The organism is Salegentibacter sp. 24, from assembly GCF_004362395.1.
Lineage (GTDB): Bacteria > Bacteroidota > Bacteroidia > Flavobacteriales > Flavobacteriaceae > Salegentibacter.
Map to the genome: position 1 here is coordinate 52,808 of NZ_SNWE01000020.1, position 17,130 is coordinate 69,937.

Genomic DNA, 17,130 nt, shown 5'->3' on the forward strand with positions numbered 1-17,130 from the left:
TTAATTCAATTGGTTTTTTAATTCTTCCCAGGCCTGGAGATTCCCTCCTTTACGGCTTTGCTTTTTCACTGCAGCAAGATTTGCTCCCATGGGACTTCTTAAACTGTCATGTTGAACAAATCCTGCTTCAGTAACGGGGAGCATATTACCTGGCTTATCATAATTGGCAACCAAAATGAAGGAGGTTTGGTAATCCTTCTGAAATATATCATGAACCATACATTCGATGGCATCATATTTATACTGCTTCCCTTTATCGGTTACCAATTGGGCCGCGAAGGCCTGATCTACAATAGTCATTTGACAAAAATGACAATTGTCTACACCATAATTTATGGGTTCAGGTTGAAAACTACAGGCCGAACATAAGAATATCAGGCCTATTATTGCAAGAGAGAATTTCATCATCTGTGATTTTTGAATGCCTTTTTTCTTATCCACCAGGCGATTAATGTTAGAAACATACCCACAAACATTAGATAAGCACCGATTCTTGGATAGGAATGGGCCGTAAAATTTAATATGTCCTGAGTACCCAGTAAAGGAGGTTTATAGTTGATCGGATTACCTTCCTTATCCGTTAATTTTATAATAGCTTTCGGGTCTAAATCGGTGCCATAATCTAACAACCAATTATTAAAATCATACATTCCCAGCGTTCCCAGAATGATCATTAAAATAAACCAACCCAAAAACCAGGAAGGATGAATTTTCTTAAAAAAGCCTAGTAAACCAACTAAAACTCCTAAAGCGGCCATCACGGCTATTACCATTGGGAATACCTGAAACTCCCACATTTCTTCTGGTTTTGGAATTTTCTTCATCCCTATATAATGGTTTACCCCGTCTATATTTTGAATATCAAATTCTTCTTCCCCTACAATCCCGCTAATGAATATGTCCATCCCCATTGGATCGGGATATTGCGGCGCGGCAAGTCGTATATTCCAAAGAGGGAAATAAAACAGGCCTAACAATAAGAGCGAGCCGATAATCATTAAAATTGCCGAGCGTTTCATAAGCTTAGGTATTGTTTATTAAATCTGGAGTTATAAAAAGTCATGGTTTTGTGGAACTTTTAAAATAAAGGAGGGCGCAATCTATTTTAGGTCAACCCTCCTTTATAAAAAAACCACCTTCAACTATTAACTTTTATATTCGTCGTCCAAGCCCCATTTCATCGGGGTGTTGCTTCCTTTAGGAGAAACCCGTATATAACCCTGCATTTCCTGGTGCAGCGCCGAGCAGAAATCGGTACAATAGAATGGCCATATCCCTGGTTTTTTAGGTTCCCAGGTAATCGTTTTTGTTTGCCCGGGCATAATTAATAATTCAGAAGTATTGGCACCAATGACTGAGAAACCATGGGGTACATCAAAATCCTGTTCCAAATTGGTAACGTGGAAATATACCTTATCGCCCACGTGAATACCTTCCAGGTTATCAGGAGCAAAATGGCTTCGTACCGTGGTCATAGAAACATGTACTTCATTTCCATCCCGGACCATTTTGGTTTCGCTTTCATTAAGTGCTGCATACTTATGTTTATTTTCATCAAGTCGATAAATCTTTTTGGAATTTTCTTTGATTTTATCGGCCTTAATAGCAGCTGCATAATGCGGTTCGCCATGAGTTGGGAAATCCAACAGTAATTCCATTTTATCCCCTGAAATATCAAACAATTGTGCTGAATGCTCTAATTCAGGACCGGTAGGTAAATAGCGATCTTTGGTAATCTTATTCAAGGTTATCATATATTTCCCTTCAGGTTTCCTTGAATTCCCTCCGGGAATCATAAGGTGCCCAACAGAATAATAACTTGGCTCTCTATCCAGAACTTCCCAGGTGCCTAATTTCCATTTCACTGCTTCGGAGGAAATAAAAAATGTAGTATAAGCATTCCCTTTGTCATCAAATTCCGTATGCAAGGGGCCTAAACCTGCATTTTTTACAATGCCGGCCAATGTAGATTCAAAACTCAGGATTGGAATTCCGTAGGCCTCACCATCAAATTCCTTATTTTCAATAGCCTTTAGCATCTTGCTAAATGAATGCACCGTAAGGTCACTGGAGAGTTTTCCGTTACCGATAATATATTCCCCCGATGGATCTACATCACAACCGTGAGGAGACTTAGGTGTTGGCATAAAAAATACTGCTCCAGGGACCTGGCGAGGGTCTACTCTAAGCACTTCGTTTTTAGTTGTTGAGACCGTTGTTTGCGTACTGTGATCAAACACATTATGAACATACTCTGCTTCCATTTTCTGGCCGCCACCATTTTCCACATATTCACTTATTTTTTTCCAATTTACCGCAGCGATAAAATCCTTATCATTTTGTGAGGCATTTACTTCCTGCATCGTATGTGCTTCCTCCGTGTTATAGGTAGTAAAGAAAAACCAACCATGAGAATCTCCACGACCCGGATGGGAAAGGTCATAATTAAATCCGGGCATATCCAGTTGAAAATCAATTTCCATATGGCCTTTATCATCTACTGCAATAAAAGTCAGGGGACCTTTGAAATTACCCTTCATCTCATTTATAGGCATATCCTTTTGCGGATAAGGAACTGAAAATCGGGTTCCGGCCACCACATATTCAGTATTTTCAGTAACATAAGAAGAAGAGTGGTTCCCTGCACTGTGAGGAATTTCAATGATTTCCTCTGTTTCAAAGGTTTCCAGGCTTATCCTGGCTATTCTTGGCGTATTATTTTCGTTGATAAAAATCCAGCGACCGTCTAATTCTCCATTGGTTTGAGAAATATCAGGGTGGTGAGCATCACCCCAGGGTACCATTCCAAACGAGGTCTTTAACATATCCTTGGTTTCTTCAGAATAACCGTAACCATTGGTCGGGAATTGAGAAAATACAGGAATTTCTTTTAACATTCTTCCAGATGGAAGTCCGTATACGGTAATATTGCCACTATACCCGCCCGATAAAAAGGCGTAATATTCGTCGTGTTCTCCCGGACTTACATACACCTTTTCAGCCGCGCTGGAAGCCATCGCACCCGATTTTTCGCCTTCTTTATTTTGATTACACGAAGTAAAGCTCGCCATAAGTACAAGAGCGGCTATGATATTTTTAATTGGTTTCATACGATTGGTTTTTATATTCAAAATTGAGATTCAGGTAACATTAGTTTTCAGCATCATACTGTCTAAAATATTCCACAATTGATCTGGCTTCATCTTCCTTTAGGCCCTGGTCAGCCATTATGGCCATATTGGATTCCACCATTAACCTTTTTGCGATAGGGTCTTTTTTAATCATTTCTTCAGGGTTAAGGATCATATTCATGATCCATTCAGGGGAGCGCCTCTGGGTTACCCCAACCAGTGCAGGACCGACAAATTTCTTATCCATCTTATGACAGGCAGAGCACATATTTTTGAAGATAACCGCTCCCTGATTTGCCATTTCTGAATCAATACCTTCAGGAAAATCCAAAGATTTTACAGGTCCGATACCCTTATTGGACAAATCGTCCCCAGCCTTATCTGGAGTACTAATGACTTCAGTTTCTTTTTCTTGAGTTTCTGATGAATAATCATCTAAACTAATATTCTCTTTCTCGTCTTTCTCAGAATTACCGCAGGCCATAAACGAAAACACTAAAGTTAAAGTCAGGCCTATTTTTACAATTAATTTCATAATGATTGATTTTGATTTCAATGGTAAAGTTACCGGAGAAGTCAACCCTATTTTATGACCCCAGTCATATCGAAAAATAAAACTTGGTAAATGACTATTTATTAACCGGCCGGTACCATTAATCAGCCCACTATAGAAAAAATTATACCGCTAAAATGTCAAAAAAGAAAGAATCAAAATTTCATTTACAGATGAATAACCAAAAATCTTACATTATCTTTATAGTAATTAAATCACTGAAAAACAACAAGCCACCAATGCGAATAGCCCTTGCCATATTGATTGGATTACACGGGGTCATCCATCTTTTTGGATTTTTAAAGGCATTTGGAATTATAGAATTCAACGCAATTGCTCAGCCAATTTCCAAAAGCTTTGGCATGTTATGGTTAGTAGCTTTCATCTTATTGAGCGTGACCCTGAGCCTATTGATAATCAATTTTCGTTATTGGTGGATCATAGGAATTGCTGGCGTGATGCTATCCCAGTTTTTAATTTTTAATTATTGGAACGAAGCCAAATTCGGAACCATCTTAAACCTGATAATTCTTGCATGCGCCTTAATAGCATTTTCAACATTAAATTTTCAAAGAAAAATAACTGCTGAAATAGATCAATTGCTAACCCAATCTCAACAACCAGAGAAAATACTCGTCACAGAGCAAATGATTTCAACGCTGCCTGAAGCTGTTCAAAAATGGCTTCTAAGTTCTGGAATTGTTGGCCAGGAACTAATTCAAAATATATATCTGGAGCAGAATATTAAAATGCTGATGAAACCAGAGCAAAGAAAATGGACCACAGCCAGGGCTAAACAATATTTTACCGTTGACCCTCCGGGTTTTATTTGGTCCGTCAAACTAAACATCAGACCAGGCATTTCCATTGTAGGGCGTGATAAATTTGTAGCCGGCAAAGGAGAAATGATTATAAAACTATTCTCTATTTTTCCAATTGCAAAAGCTCAAGGCAGCCCGAAAATAGATCAGTCTACATTACAAAGGTATTTAGCTGAAATCGTTTGGTTTCCATCTGCAGCTACAAGCTCTTATATAACATGGGAAGCGATCGATGAATTCTCCGCCAGGGCCACGATGAACTATAAAGGAACAAAGGCTTCTGGTGTGTTTTATTTTGACAACCATGGAAATTTTAAAAAATTTATAGCGATGCGCTACAAAGAAGCCAGCGATCTAAAGCCCACTAAATGGATCGTTAGCGCAACTAAAATAGAAAAACGCAATGGTATTAGTATACCCGTAGCATCCAAAGTTTCCTGGAAGTTAGACAGTGGAGACTGGACCTGGTTAAAGCTGGAAATATCAGAATTAAAATACAATTGTATTAAGTGAGGCCTGAGAAAAAGATGCAGGAAAGCTGGATTGCTATTATATATATTGATGGTGGAGCTAATCCCTCCCTAGGCTCCATGTTTTTATTTTCGCTATGCTTTTGGCGTTTCTACTTTTCGTTTAACAGTCCGGCCTTCTTTAATAAGCAGGCTGATATCTTCTAAAATTAAATAAAGACAGGGAACAATAACCAGGATAATGGAAGTTGCAAAAACAATCCCGAAGCCTAATGAAATAGCCATGGGAATAAGATATTCTGCCTGGCTTGAAGTTTCCAGTATAATAGGAGTCAGCCCTCCAAAAGTAGTCAGCGTGGTAAGCATAATTGGCCGGAAACGACGGAGACCGGCTTCATGGATGGCCTGGTAGACTGAGGAACTTTCGCGTTGCTTATTAGCGAAATCTATCATAATTAAAGAGTCATTTACCACCACGCCAGAGAGGGCAATTACTCCCATCAGGCTTACCACCGAAAGATCGTATCCAAGTAAAATATGTCCAATCACAGCTCCGACGATTCCAAAGGGAATGGCAGAAAGTACTATAAGAGGTTGCGTATAACTACTAAAGGCAATGGCCAGTAAGGCATATATGATTAACATCGCCATTGCAAAACCACCCCAAAGCGACTGGGTGGATTCCCTCATATCTGCCTGACCTCCTTCAAAACTCCAGGTCAGGCCCGGGTAATCCGCTCTGAGTTGAGGGAGAACCTGGTTTTGAACTGCTTCCAGCACCTGGCTAACGGTATTGGCAGGTTCTACATCCATTCCGACATTTACCACCCTGCGACCATCACGGCGGTTTATACTGGTAAAAGCTTCCCGTTGTTCCACTTCTACCACGTCAAGCAGTGGAACTTCGACTCCTGAAGGGCTACGAACCAGGAAGTTTTCTAAATTATCGATATCCTGTCTTTCTTCCAGCGGCAATTTCACCCGCACTTCAATTTCATTGGTGTTTCTTAATTGTCTCATCGCAAGGGCTCCGAAAAAGGCATTTCTTACCTGGCGGCCTATTTCATTGGAAGTAAACCCCAGGTTCCTTCCTTCTGGTAAAAGTTTAAAATCATACTGTACTTTTCCTTTGTTAAAATTGTCATTCAGATCCCGGGTATTATCAAAGGTTTTCATTTCCTCAAGGAATTTAGCACTCGCCTGTTCCAATACTTCAATATCGGTATGACTAAGGTCCACGCTAATATCCTGTTGATAACCTCCCGGGCCACGTTCTGCTTCGAAAGTTATTTGGTCCACTCCTGCAATGTCGCCAATATTATCACGCCATATCGCTATAAGTTCCTTGGCTGACATCTCTCTTTCATCCGGGGGAAGCATGACAATTTCCACATCAATAAAGTTCTGACCACGCACGTTAGTTTTCACCCCTTCTGCTACTTTATAAAGATCCTTTTCTTCAAACATGCTCAGGGTAGATTCGGTTATTTCTTCTGCAACCCTGGCAGCCTGTTCAGGAGTCGTGCTTACAGGAAGTCTTACTCCTGCTTCGATCTCATCAGCCGCAACTTCAGGCATCATGATCATTCCCATATGATCACTGTATCCATAACCTCCAATGATAAGCAGCAGCGCCATTGCTGCAGTCAGGGTAATGTACCGGTATTTAAGACATACATCAAGAACGGGACGGTAATATTTATCAATGATCCGGTTGTAGCCCTGAGCAAAAGATTCCTGCATTTTTTCAAGTCGAGCTGCCCATCCCTTTGTTTTTTTAGCTTTAAGATGACCAAGGTGGGAAGGCAATATAAATAATGCTTCCAATAAAGAAACTGCAAGAATGACAATAACCACTGCGGGCAAAGGCCACCAGAATTTACCAGTTTCCCCTGGCATAAAAAGCAATGGTACAAAAGCTATGATGGTGGTAAGGATGCTAAAAACCACTGGCTTGGAAACATCTTTTGTCCCGGCAATAGCCGCATCAATTGCACTTAATCCTTTTTGCCTGTATTGGTGAACATTCTCTCCTACCACAATAGCATCATCCACAACAATACCCAGCACCACCAGGAAACCGAACATCGAGATCATATTAATACTAAGTCCGAAAAGGGGCAGGAAGATAATCCCTCCGATAAAAGAAATGGCCATTCCCATCATCACCCAGAAAGCCAGCCTGTACTCCAGGAACAAAGCCAGGATCACCAATACGATCACAATGGCCATAATTCCATTTTCGGTGAGCAGGGATAGGCGCTCCCTGTAATCTTCAGCAGTATTGCTATCGATGCGAAATTTTACTCCCGGGGGTAACTGGAAATCCTCGATGATCTCCAGTACGGTTTCTTCAATTTCGAGCGGAGACTGATTTCCAATACGAAAAATACTAAGGTCTACGGAAGGTTTTTGGTTAAATTGACCGTGAAACCCTGTTTCCTCAAATCCGTCGGTAATCATTGCGATATCCTTAAGGAGGACCCTTGCCCCTGAAGAAGAGGAAACAATTGTAATATTCCCGAATTCTTCTGCCCATTGCTTGCGTTCCTTCATTCGAAGTAAAATTTCTCCGGAATGTGTTTCAACTGCACCCGCAGGTACGTCCTCACTGGACTCAGCTATGATATTGGCTACCTGCCCAAGCGTTAGGTTATATTGCCTTAAGTTATGCCTGGGGATCTCAATATGGGTCACATAATCAGGTACATTGCCTATCTCTACCTGCGTAATTTGTGGATTGCTCAATAGGCGGTTTCGAAGCCGTTCCGCTAGAATCCTTAGCGTCCAGATGTCTGATTCGCCATAAATGGCAATTTCCATCACATTGCGCTGGCGGGACTGAAGGTTTACCTGTGGCCGTTCAATATCGTCGGGAAAGGTCTGAATTCGACGCACTCCCTGATCTATATCCTGAAAAGCCTGCATCCGGTTGGTACCGGCTACCAGTTCAATAAGAATATTACCGGAGCCTTCATTGGCAGTAGAAGTAATCTCTTTAATTCCTTGAATTCCTCGAATGGCTTCCTCTACCGGGAGTAAAATTCCCTGTTCCACCTCAGCAGGGGCAGCCCCGGGATATGCCACATTCACTTCGACATAATCCAGCTGGAATTGTGGAAAGACTTCCTTCTGAATATTGAACATCGTCCAAATTCCACCACCTATTAGGATGATCATAAGCAGATTGGCGGCAATAGAATTCCTGGCCATAAATGCTATAGCGCCTTCCTTTCTTACTTTTTTATCTTTCCCTTTGCCCATAACTGTTACTGCTCTAGGTTTTTCTGCTGCTCGGCATTGTTTCCAGGGGTTGATTCGGATGCTTCGGTCCTAAGTTTGACCCCCTCGGAAACCACACTTAGATTTGTGGTAACCACTTCCTCTCCCTGGCTGAGCCCATGACTTATGTAAGCATATTTAGAATCTGTAAGAATGACCTCTACCTCTCTAATGGATAATTCCCCATCCTGGTTGACCCATACCGTCTGGTTTGTTCTCAAATAATCGCGGTTTAAACGAACTACCTCTTCGATTTCCCGACCCTGGACAGCTGCCTTGACAAAACCGCCTATAATGAGTTCTCGCTGGGTATTGGTCGTATCTTCTCTGGCCAAGGGATCCTCAACGCTAACGAGGACTCGGGCAAGACGGGTCTGATCGTCAAGAGCCCCTATCTGTTGATCCAGATAACCTACACGAGAAATTCCCTCCGGCCAACCGGTATCTCGTATCTCTACTGTTGATCCTTTTTTCTCTTCAGATTTAGGAAAAGATAACCATTGTAGTTTATCCACCGGAACGCTAAGGATGATCCAATACTTTTCGCTGCCTACCAATCGGCCCAGAACCTCACCCGGGCTAACCTGTGATCCCACCGTTACGTTCTGGCTCAAAATATGAGCATCAAAAGGAGCTTTAATCGTTGCCCGTGATAATTCCAGTTCGGCCTGTGCTACGGCCGCATTGGCTGCCTTTACCTGTGCTTTTATAGCATTTAACTGAGGTGTTCTAAGAACCAGGGCTCTTTGATTTTCAGAAAGAGAATCCACTCCTGCAAGTTCCAAATCCTGCTCCGCCACTTCCTGTCGTCCCATTTCCATTTTTAGGTTGGTTTGGGCCTGGAGTAAATCACTTTTTCTTAATTCCAAAGTATTTCGGAAATCTGAGGGATCAATCCGTAAGAGTACAGTTCCCTTTTGAACAAAGCCTCCGGGAACAAATTCATCTGACCTGTATATAATCTGACCACTCACCTGCGAACTTAACATCACATCTTCTACCGGCCGTACCATGCCGGTAGCCTGAATAACGGGTTGAAAATCTCCCTCTTCTGCTTCCACTACATCTATCAGCATTGGTGTTTGCTTTGTGGCACCTTCAGAACTTGCAGTAGGTTCAGTTGAAAAAATGAGAAAAGTAACAACTACCGCAAGGAGCAGGATGCCCAAACAGATGATCAATATTTTTTTAGTGCTCATATAAGCTTTCTCTTTATTAGAATTCCTGGGAATCAATTCGTTCTGGTTCAAACCCACCTGCCAATGCGCGATATAAAGTGATCCTGTACTCAAGAAGGGTTTGCCGGGCTTCAAGAATATCCCTTTGTAGCTGTTGTTCCTGATCCAAAGAAAGCAGCACGTCCAGGTATTCAGTAAGTCCGTTAAGATATTCTACTCTTAATTGTTTATTTGTTTTTTGTACAAGCTGCAGTCGCCGCTCCAGCACCTCTATTCTTTCCTTTTGTTTTTGTTCCTGTATTAGTGCATTTTCAACTTCTCTAAAGGCATCTAATACCGTTTGTCCATATAAATAAAGCTGCTGGTTCTTTAGAGCTTCCGTGCGATCAACCTCAGCACGAAGCCGTCCACCGTACAACAGGGGAGCAACCAAATTACCAGCCAGGGTATACGCCCAGTTCTGGAAAAGATTTCCATAATTATTTGCCCTGGACTGAGCACTCAAATCAAAGGATAGCCGCGGATATTTGCTTCTTATGGCCTGGGCCATTTCCCGGTCAGAAGCCAAAACTAAATGGTATGCCTGCTTGACATCGGGACGTCGTCTTATAAGTTCTAATGGAAGCCCCGTTTGGGGAAGAGGGGGTAATTCAGGCAGCCCATTTTCCGGTATTTTATATTGATTTTGAGGTGGACGACCCAAAAGCACAGCCAACTGGTTTTTTAGCAGGGCCAGTTGAGTTTCATAAAATATCTTCTGGTTCCGGGTACTTTCCAGTAATTGTTGCTGGCGCAGGATATCTACTGCCCTTATTTGCCCACCTGTAAATCTTGCCAGAAAAAGTCGTATGATATTTTCATTGGTTTCAATTTGCCTATTTGTTAATTCCAATTGTTTTTTCAAGGTGAGCAGTTGAAACCAGGTTGCACCTATTTCTGCTGAAAGGGTCATAGCCGCAGCCTGATAATCATAAAAGGATGCCTGTGCTCTAAATTTTTCCGCCTGAATTCCAGCGCGAATCCTTCCCCACAGGTCAATCTCATATCCGGCAGCAAGTCCTGCCTGAAAGTTTTCACCTCCTACAAAATCGGGTTCCGGACGACTTATTCCACTGCGGGCAGTAAATTCAATATCGGGCCATAAAAATGATTTTTCTCTTCTCACAATGGCCTGGACTGCCATAAACTGCTGCCAGGTCGCGGAAAGATTGAGATTTTCTGAAAGAGCGCTGTCAATAAGCTTATTTAGAACAGGATCATCAAATGAAGTCCACCATTTTTCCGGAATGACTTCTGTCCCGGTATAAGAAAACTCCTGAGCTTCTTCAATGGGGGCTTCTATATTTTCAAGTTTTGGGGAGCAGCTTAACGTACAAAGGCATATCAGTGGTAGCCATATACCAAATGGCAGCTTTACAGCGGATAAACCGGCTTTAGTCTGAAATAGTTTATGAGGTAAAATAATATCAACTTCAATAGAAACTCCTGCTACTATGATGCGTAATTGCATCTATGGCTGCTTCCGTTTCAGGTTCCTAATTCTTTATACATAGCATCTTGTAAGTTACTATTTTTTTGGAAGTTGACAACAGCTGCTTTATTTTAGAGAAAAAAGATTATTTAACTGTTGAAAAAACCTTTGTTTTTTGCCTTTTCTCTTAGCTCATCATGGGTTTAGATGAGGCTTATTTAAAGTCATAAAGAATTCAACCTCAATGGCTCTTTTTGAACAAAATGAAACGATATTTGTTACTAGTTTACTTATTCATTTTATCTTACCCTTGTTATAGATATTTAAAATACCTATTTTAATAGTTTCTGAATCAATAGCTCACAATTAGTAAATTCGATTTAATGAGGCATGCCATATGTTATATAAGTAATAAGGAAGAATCCCTAAGCTTTTCACTAGTACTTGAATTATTGGAATTCTCTCGCGAACAAAATTCAATACACGACATAAAAGGGGTTTTACTTTATTCTGAAGGAAATTTTTTCCAAATTTTAGAAGGTGATAAAAAAACAGTATTAGCATTGTTTGAAAAAATAAAAAATGACCCGCGTCATTATGGAATTATTCAGATAATTGGTCAAGACATAGAACAAGGTGCTATTGATGGCTTCAAGGTGGACGTAATTAAAGATGAGGAAAAAGTCACCCATGAATTACCTCCTGAATATACCGAGGCTTTAGTGGGTATACCACCTCAGACTAAAAGTTCCATGGAAAATATGCTCAGGACTTTTATCGCTACTCGTTAATCCTTACTAAAGGCATGAACTTCGTATTCTTTTCCTTGAAGGTCAAGTCGCCTTTGATCAAAATTGAGAAGGTTCGCAGTCTTGTATTTTAATATTCTCCTGTAGCACTTAAATTTCAGCTTCCTTAATGGAAGTCAACAGTGAAATGAGAATGTTTTTATCCTACTCCCCTTTTTGCTAAATTTCATAACTTCCTTCTAAGCTTTCTTTAAGTTTCTGTGCCATCGGAGTAAAGGAAGTATAGCAAACACCACCAGAAATGATACCGCCAATAAAAGGAATAGCTTTACTTATACCTTGAGAAAGGATTTTCTTTGTAAGCTTTAAGCCAACCCACCTGGCTATATTCTGCTTTAGTACGTAAAACGTTGTTTCATTTAATGTTATCTGAGGTACCCTCGAAAGAGTTTCAGCATTCAAGGCTTGTGAGACATTGACAACCGCTTGGTTTGAGTCTTTGACCCCATACATAACTCCTATAAATAAAGTGAGGTGAGAAACCAGGTCCTTATCACCCCGTAACTGTGGATAGCCGTATAAATATGCCAATTTTTGCGCTAAGACAATCACATGGTAGTAATATTGTGTTAAATCTGCTGGTATTGTCGCAAGCATAGCAAGGCCTCCTGGCATTCCTGATAATGTGGATATACCTGTAACTTTTAATGTATGACTTTTTATAATGTTTTTTGCAATCTTTTCACGTACCTCACTCGATATTCCCGCATGTCTTACTGAAGTAGTCATAGCTTTTTCAATCTGACCAATAGTACAATAGCCCCTGAGATTCCTCTCCAAAAAATCAAGCCGGTTAATCCTTGCGCCTGGAATTTCCAAGGACTTCTCTAAAATTTTATAATAGGCTTTATTGACGTCTTTCATATATTGTTTTTTAAAATAAACTGGAACTAAGAAACAGTTCTCTAACCCATAGGTTAGCTACATCCTCAAGCTATGCATGGTCGATAGAAAATATTCCTTTTCAAAAAAGATACATTAAAATGTCTGGAAAAACTGAGGTAATTAAAAGCTTATGAATTGATTATGATAATTTAAGAAATTTTATACCTGTAGTCACAAAAGTGGCTCAGGTTAAAAAACTAATTGTAGAAAACCTACTGCAAATTCTTATAGCTACCAGGCCGGATCCTGAAAAATTCAGATGGATAAAATTTTAAATATTAAAAAAAACCAATTTAAATCCTGAGGAATTAAAATATAGAAGAGAGATTGGGAAGATTTAGATAACAGTTGCTTTTTTTACCAAAAACAGGAAGGTTATCGCTCGTTAAGAAATACAAAGAAGCCTTTCTGGATAGATTTTGAGAAAAATTAGTTATATTTTTCTTTTCTTCTTTTTAGTAAAAAATTACTGGTGAACTCGATTATAAAAAATAGCACCGCTAAGCTTATGCCCCCAAAAATGAAATATCCATAATAAAGAAAATTAGGGATAAACAGACAAAGGAATACCATAAGGTAACAGATTCCCATTAATATGAGAACAAGATGACGCCAATATCGAATAATTATCATAACAAATATACTATTACCTCTCTTCTTACAATTATTATACCTTTCCAGTCTCAGCGATAAAATCTTATTTTTAGTAAAAAAAAGGACGGATTAGCTAATTAATTAAAAAAACATCATACAGGTCACCAATAGATCCCTTATTAAAAATCCCTTAGAATTCGAAACCTTATATGGTGAATAGATTTATCAATGCTTATTTGACAAGCCAACCAGCTGCGGTCTGTTTTGTTTCTGCAATATTTCCCATAAGTTATTCAGTATATATTGACATTTAAAATTTCGGTGAAAATGCCAAATAGGTCATTCCACATCCATCTACCAAAAAAACATCTATGTTCAACGCGTTCAAAGATTAAAAAACCAGAAAAAGCCAAGTATGAGTGAAATCATATTTCTTCTCCTTTTATAACTGTTCCTTTGAAGATACTTAAAAGAAATAAAAAAATGAAAAAAGCATCTTTAACCGAAAACATCACCTACAGCGAGAACCGACCAGCTGTGGAGGTCCTAATGGAAACGGAAACCAACAAAGAAATCCGAATAGTTTTTAAAACTGGTCAAGTCCTCAAAGAACATAAGACACCCTTCCCCATTGTCGTAGAAATATTTGAAGGGGCTATTGATTTTGGTATTAATGGTGAGAAACAATTATTGAATAAAGGAAGTTTAATTGCCCTGGAAGGAAATGTGCCACACGATCTTAGCGCGAAAGAGGATAGCATTGTAAGATTAAGTCTCACCAAAGCTGATTCCGCTAAACGAGTAGAAGAGGTTGCAGAAAGTTCAAAATGAACAAAAACAATCACCCTTAACACGGGCATTAGATTCTTGCTAAAATGAGTAAAAGGTCCTGAAAAAATTTGGGCTATTACAATCCATTGAGGCATAAAAATAACACCAAAGAATTCCATGGCCGACTTTGCCCTGGAATGAGGTGTACCGCTTCAATTACACAAAATAAAAGTTCTCAATCCTATACTCATAGATCTTCCATTTTTTGAGCCATCCGACGAATCTCCTGATCGAGTTCCATTACCGAATCTTTGAAAATTTTAAATAATTCATCATTCTTCCAAAAATAAAGATCTGGGTCATCTAATGAATTTAATATCCCTTGCATCCTTACAATAGGTGCTCGTACTAAATGGGATTGAGACCAAGAAATATCCTTTAAAATCTCATTTTTAGTTCTAATTTCTTCGATCATGCTTTTCGTTTCTGTCACATCCAGAACTGCTCCAACTATTCTTTTTGGTTTACCGGAGGGAAAACGTAGAATAAAACATCTATCTGTAACATAAATTTTTTCATTATTAATTAGAAACGCATAATCCTGCTTCCAAATTTGAACCTTTTTATTCTCCAAAGCTTCAAAAAAAGAAGTCTTAATTCTTTCCCTGTCATTTTCATGAATTTTACAAAACCATTGATCTAAACTGCCTTGATCGTTTTTCTTTCCGTATATCTTTTGAAAAGAAGCACTTCTTGTTACTTCATTTTTTTGAACTTGCCAGTCATAGATCATCTCATTACTGGCTTTCATAGCTAGGGAGAATCTTTCATTAGCTACCTCTAATTCACTTTCTTTCTCTACCAGGTCACTAATATCGCTAACTCCTCCCACAATACGAATGGGTATGCCCTCCTTATCTCTTATTATATAACCTTTATCCTGTACAAATGCATACTCCCCATTTAACTTTTTAAAGCGATATCGACAGGTTACAGCATTAGCTGTTTTATTATCGAGTTGTAATTTTAATGTAGTTGTAGCTTTTGTGAAATCCTCGGGATGAATTAATTTATTCCAAAATAAACCTTTATTAAATTTACTAGAGGAATAGCCCCAAATTTTGTTATTTCCCCTTTTAAAACGAATCACTTTTTTTTCTATTAAATCCCAGTCATATATAAGGATTTCAGAGGCAATTGCAGCTAATTCGAAACGCTTCTGAATATCCGTAGCTATTGTAGAAAGGCATTCTGATCTCTTTTGAAGCAATTTCTTATAATTATTACTGTGGAAATAATCTTTTAGGCGACTAAGAATAAAATTAAAAATGACCCTCTCCTCCTCCTGAAGCTTAGCTGGTGTCTTATCGGAATAAATAAGCAATGCGCCTTCAAGATTTTTACGCAAAAAAAGAGGAACTATGATTAAAAGATCCGCTTTACAATGATCAAAAAATTCGCTTAAAGCTGGGGTATCCAATTTTCGAAAATAGCCCGGTGAATCTTCGAATTTGTAATTTTCAAGTAAGCAGTTTATAACTCCTATTTGCCTCTTGCTGTAACTCCTTGAAGCAGATAAATTACTGCAGATTTGATAATTAAACTTGGAAAATTGAACAAAGTCAATACATTGGTAACCTAATTCCTTTTCTAAAATTACAAATATTTTTTTCCAGGAACCTAAATCATTTATAGATGTTTTGCTTAAATATTTTAAAAGCAGGAAACTTATCTCAGCGACTGTTTTTTGGGGCTGACACATACACACTATGCCGTAGCTTCAGCCAAGATTTTAAGTATCATTATTAAAAACATATATAACATAAAAACACTCCTTTGAAATTAAACATTTGTTAATATCAACTAAGTACGAAAGTAATTATAAATTTGTTATCGGTTAATTTTTTAAAACGTATTTTTTACTTTTATCCAGCTTATTTGCCTTTAATCGATTTATCTTAAGAGATTATATTGTATTCATAATTCGCAGTCTTCGATGAAGGAACTAGCATTTATGACTAAAGGAATTGGAAAGTCATTGACAAGTAGGAAAATGGTATATTAACTGTCAAAAAATTAAGAGCTATCGGTTTGCATAAATTTCAAACACTGTTACCCATGTGGGTAAAGCCAATTCCTTTATCTACAAAGTTTTTCTTTGATTCTATAAAATCAGATTTCACAAATATGAAGGCAAAACGAGTAATTGAGGTGCTTACTAAAAACCTCATTTAGTATAATAAGGATGCTTAACATATTAAAACTGAAATGCATACCGTACTTTTAAACCATAGGCCAAGGTCTTGAGTTCGCCCATATCTTGACTGAGCCCCTCATCCGGTAAGGATGATAACACACTAGCAATGGTAAATTCTGTTGGATCCTGAGGATTATAATTGATCAGTTTTGCCCGGGATATTTCAGGTTGGATATCATTAAGTCCATAATCAAGGAAAAGGCCCAGATAGATGGATTGTTCGTTTGCCAGCATTAACTTCAGTCCACTCTCAAAGTGACCTATAAAATTGGTTTTCAGCCCGAGGTCAGTCTTTGAACTTTCTCCCGGGCCAAACTCGCCAAAACCGGCAAATTCCGGGTCGGTGAGTTCCACATTATATTGAGGGTAATATCCACTGGTCATCAATGAGGTATACAGAGTTTCATACTCTGATTTTAACACCACACCTACTTTAATACCACTGGCGGCATAAAATCGAATTTTACCTGGTGTTTCGTATTGGACTTGCAAGGGAATATTCATAAAATAGACATCCTGATTTTCAGAAATATCCTCAAGGGTGTAGCGAAACTCAAAGTCCTCTCCTTCTGAATCCTGGGTGGTATAAGCTCCGTCTATTTGAGCCAGGTAAAGGGAAGCTTTCATATACTGTAACTCCACGCCAGTACCGATACTCCAATTTGGAGATAAATAATAAGCATAGCTTGCCCCGATACCAAAACCATTTTCCATATCACTCTTCTGATTGAATACTTCATAATCCAGCTTGGAAAAAGCACCCTGAAGGTAGAGTGAAACTTCATTTTTTGATTGTGCAAAAGATTGACTGGTCACATTTAACAGAGCAAGCAGTATTAAAAGCTTGCATAGGGATGTTTTATCAAATATTATTCTAATAGCTCTGTACATAGGTATAGTTTAATTTT

Annotated in this window: 13 protein-coding genes; 3 read left to right on the forward strand and 10 right to left on the reverse strand. The window is 38.9% G+C overall.

Annotation, left to right across the window (positions count from 1 at the left end):
- The 4 genes from DET49_RS14020 to DET49_RS14035 form a co-directional block, all read right to left on the reverse strand.
- Entirely contained in the window at positions 1-408 is a 408-nt protein-coding gene (locus tag DET49_RS14020) for a nitrous oxide reductase accessory protein NosL (protein WP_133548745.1), read from the reverse strand.
- Positions 405-1,019, reverse strand: a complete 615-nt coding sequence (locus DET49_RS14025; RefSeq protein WP_133548747.1) for a hypothetical protein — start codon at positions 1,017-1,019, stop codon at positions 405-407. The genes DET49_RS14020 and DET49_RS14025 overlap by 4 nt, the downstream gene beginning before the upstream one ends.
- A gap of 126 nt (positions 1,020-1,145) precedes the next feature.
- Positions 1,146-3,110, reverse strand: coding sequence for a Sec-dependent nitrous-oxide reductase (gene nosZ, locus DET49_RS14030; protein WP_133548749.1), 1,965 nt, complete (start codon positions 3,108-3,110; stop codon positions 1,146-1,148).
- Positions 3,111-3,150: 40 nt separating this feature from the next.
- Positions 3,151-3,666, reverse strand: a complete 516-nt coding sequence (locus DET49_RS14035; RefSeq protein ID WP_133548751.1) for a c-type cytochrome — start codon at positions 3,664-3,666, stop codon at positions 3,151-3,153.
- Between the two features lie 155 nt (positions 3,667-3,821).
- Between DET49_RS14035 and DET49_RS14040 the strand changes: the two genes are divergently transcribed.
- Positions 3,822-5,018 (forward strand): DUF6920 family protein, encoded by a 1,197-nt coding sequence (locus DET49_RS14040; protein WP_243729677.1) that lies wholly within the window; start codon positions 3,822-3,824, stop codon positions 5,016-5,018.
- A 92-nt stretch (positions 5,019-5,110) separates the two neighbouring features.
- On the opposite strand, the gene DET49_RS14045 is transcribed toward DET49_RS14040, so the two are convergent.
- The 3 genes from DET49_RS14045 to DET49_RS14055 are packed head-to-tail and all read right to left on the reverse strand — an operon-like array spanning position 5,111 to position 10,945.
- Positions 5,111-8,239, reverse strand: a complete 3,129-nt coding sequence (locus tag DET49_RS14045; RefSeq protein ID WP_133548753.1) for an efflux RND transporter permease subunit — start codon at positions 8,237-8,239, stop codon at positions 5,111-5,113.
- 5 nt (positions 8,240-8,244) lie between these two features.
- Positions 8,245-9,456: an efflux RND transporter periplasmic adaptor subunit gene (locus tag DET49_RS14050; RefSeq protein WP_133548777.1), complete on the reverse strand. Its 1,212-nt coding sequence runs from the start codon at positions 9,454-9,456 to the stop codon at positions 8,245-8,247.
- A gap of 16 nt (positions 9,457-9,472) precedes the next feature.
- Positions 9,473-10,945 carry a TolC family protein gene (locus tag DET49_RS14055; protein WP_243729678.1) on the reverse strand — a complete coding sequence of 491 codons (1,473 nt, stop codon included), beginning with the start codon at positions 10,943-10,945 and terminating at the stop codon, positions 9,473-9,475.
- Between the two features lie 344 nt (positions 10,946-11,289).
- On the opposite strand from DET49_RS14055, the gene DET49_RS14060 reads away from it, so the two are divergent.
- The gene (locus tag DET49_RS14060; protein WP_133548755.1) at positions 11,290-11,697 is read left to right on the forward strand and encodes a BLUF domain-containing protein; all 408 of its coding nucleotides are present in this window, start codon (positions 11,290-11,292) and stop codon (positions 11,695-11,697) included.
- A 177-nt stretch (positions 11,698-11,874) separates the two neighbouring features.
- Here the strand turns inward: DET49_RS14060 and DET49_RS14065 are convergent, their stop codons facing one another.
- Positions 11,875-12,579 (reverse strand): hypothetical protein, encoded by a 705-nt coding sequence (locus DET49_RS14065; protein ID WP_133548757.1) that lies wholly within the window; start codon positions 12,577-12,579, stop codon positions 11,875-11,877.
- A gap of 1,098 nt (positions 12,580-13,677) precedes the next feature.
- On the opposite strand from DET49_RS14065, the gene DET49_RS14070 reads away from it, so the two are divergent.
- Positions 13,678-14,025, forward strand: coding sequence for a cupin domain-containing protein (locus DET49_RS14070; RefSeq protein ID WP_133548759.1), 348 nt, complete (start codon positions 13,678-13,680; stop codon positions 14,023-14,025).
- A gap of 187 nt (positions 14,026-14,212) precedes the next feature.
- Here DET49_RS14070 and DET49_RS14075 read toward each other — a convergent pair whose 3' ends face one another.
- Positions 14,213-15,373 (reverse strand): PAS domain-containing protein, encoded by a 1,161-nt coding sequence (locus DET49_RS14075; RefSeq protein ID WP_166636584.1) that lies wholly within the window; start codon positions 15,371-15,373, stop codon positions 14,213-14,215.
- An 849-nt stretch (positions 15,374-16,222) separates the two neighbouring features.
- A complete protein-coding gene (locus DET49_RS14080; protein WP_133548763.1) occupies positions 16,223-17,113 on the reverse strand; it encodes an outer membrane beta-barrel protein in 891 nt (296 codons plus the stop codon).
- Positions 17,114-17,130: the final 17 nt, after the last annotated feature.

Bases quoted from the DNA above. Each gene is read 5' to 3' on its own strand.
- DET49_RS14020 (WP_133548745.1), bottom strand. From the start codon at position 408: ATGATGAAATTCTCTCTTGCAATAATAGGCCTGATATTCTTATGTTCG.
- DET49_RS14025 (WP_133548747.1), bottom strand. From the start codon at position 1,019: ATGAAACGCTCGGCAATTTTAATGATTATCGGCTCGCTCTTATTGTTA.
- nosZ (WP_133548749.1), bottom strand. From the start codon at position 3,110: ATGAAACCAATTAAAAATATCATAGCCGCTCTTGTACTTATGGCGAGC.
- DET49_RS14035 (WP_133548751.1), bottom strand. From the start codon at position 3,666: ATGAAATTAATTGTAAAAATAGGCCTGACTTTAACTTTAGTGTTTTCG.
- DET49_RS14040 (WP_243729677.1), top strand. From the start codon at position 3,822: ATGTCAAAAAAGAAAGAATCAAAATTTCATTTACAGATGAATAACCAA.
- DET49_RS14045 (WP_133548753.1), bottom strand. From the start codon at position 8,239: ATGGGCAAAGGGAAAGATAAAAAAGTAAGAAAGGAAGGCGCTATAGCA.
- DET49_RS14050 (WP_133548777.1), bottom strand. From the start codon at position 9,456: ATGAGCACTAAAAAAATATTGATCATCTGTTTGGGCATCCTGCTCCTT.
- DET49_RS14055 (WP_243729678.1), bottom strand. From the start codon at position 10,945: ATGCAATTACGCATCATAGTAGCAGGAGTTTCTATTGAAGTTGATATT.
- DET49_RS14060 (WP_133548755.1), top strand. From the start codon at position 11,290: ATGAGGCATGCCATATGTTATATAAGTAATAAGGAAGAATCCCTAAGC.
- DET49_RS14065 (WP_133548757.1), bottom strand. From the start codon at position 12,579: ATGAAAGACGTCAATAAAGCCTATTATAAAATTTTAGAGAAGTCCTTG.
- DET49_RS14070 (WP_133548759.1), top strand. From the start codon at position 13,678: ATGAAAAAAGCATCTTTAACCGAAAACATCACCTACAGCGAGAACCGA.
- DET49_RS14080 (WP_133548763.1), bottom strand. From the start codon at position 17,113: ATGTACAGAGCTATTAGAATAATATTTGATAAAACATCCCTATGCAAG.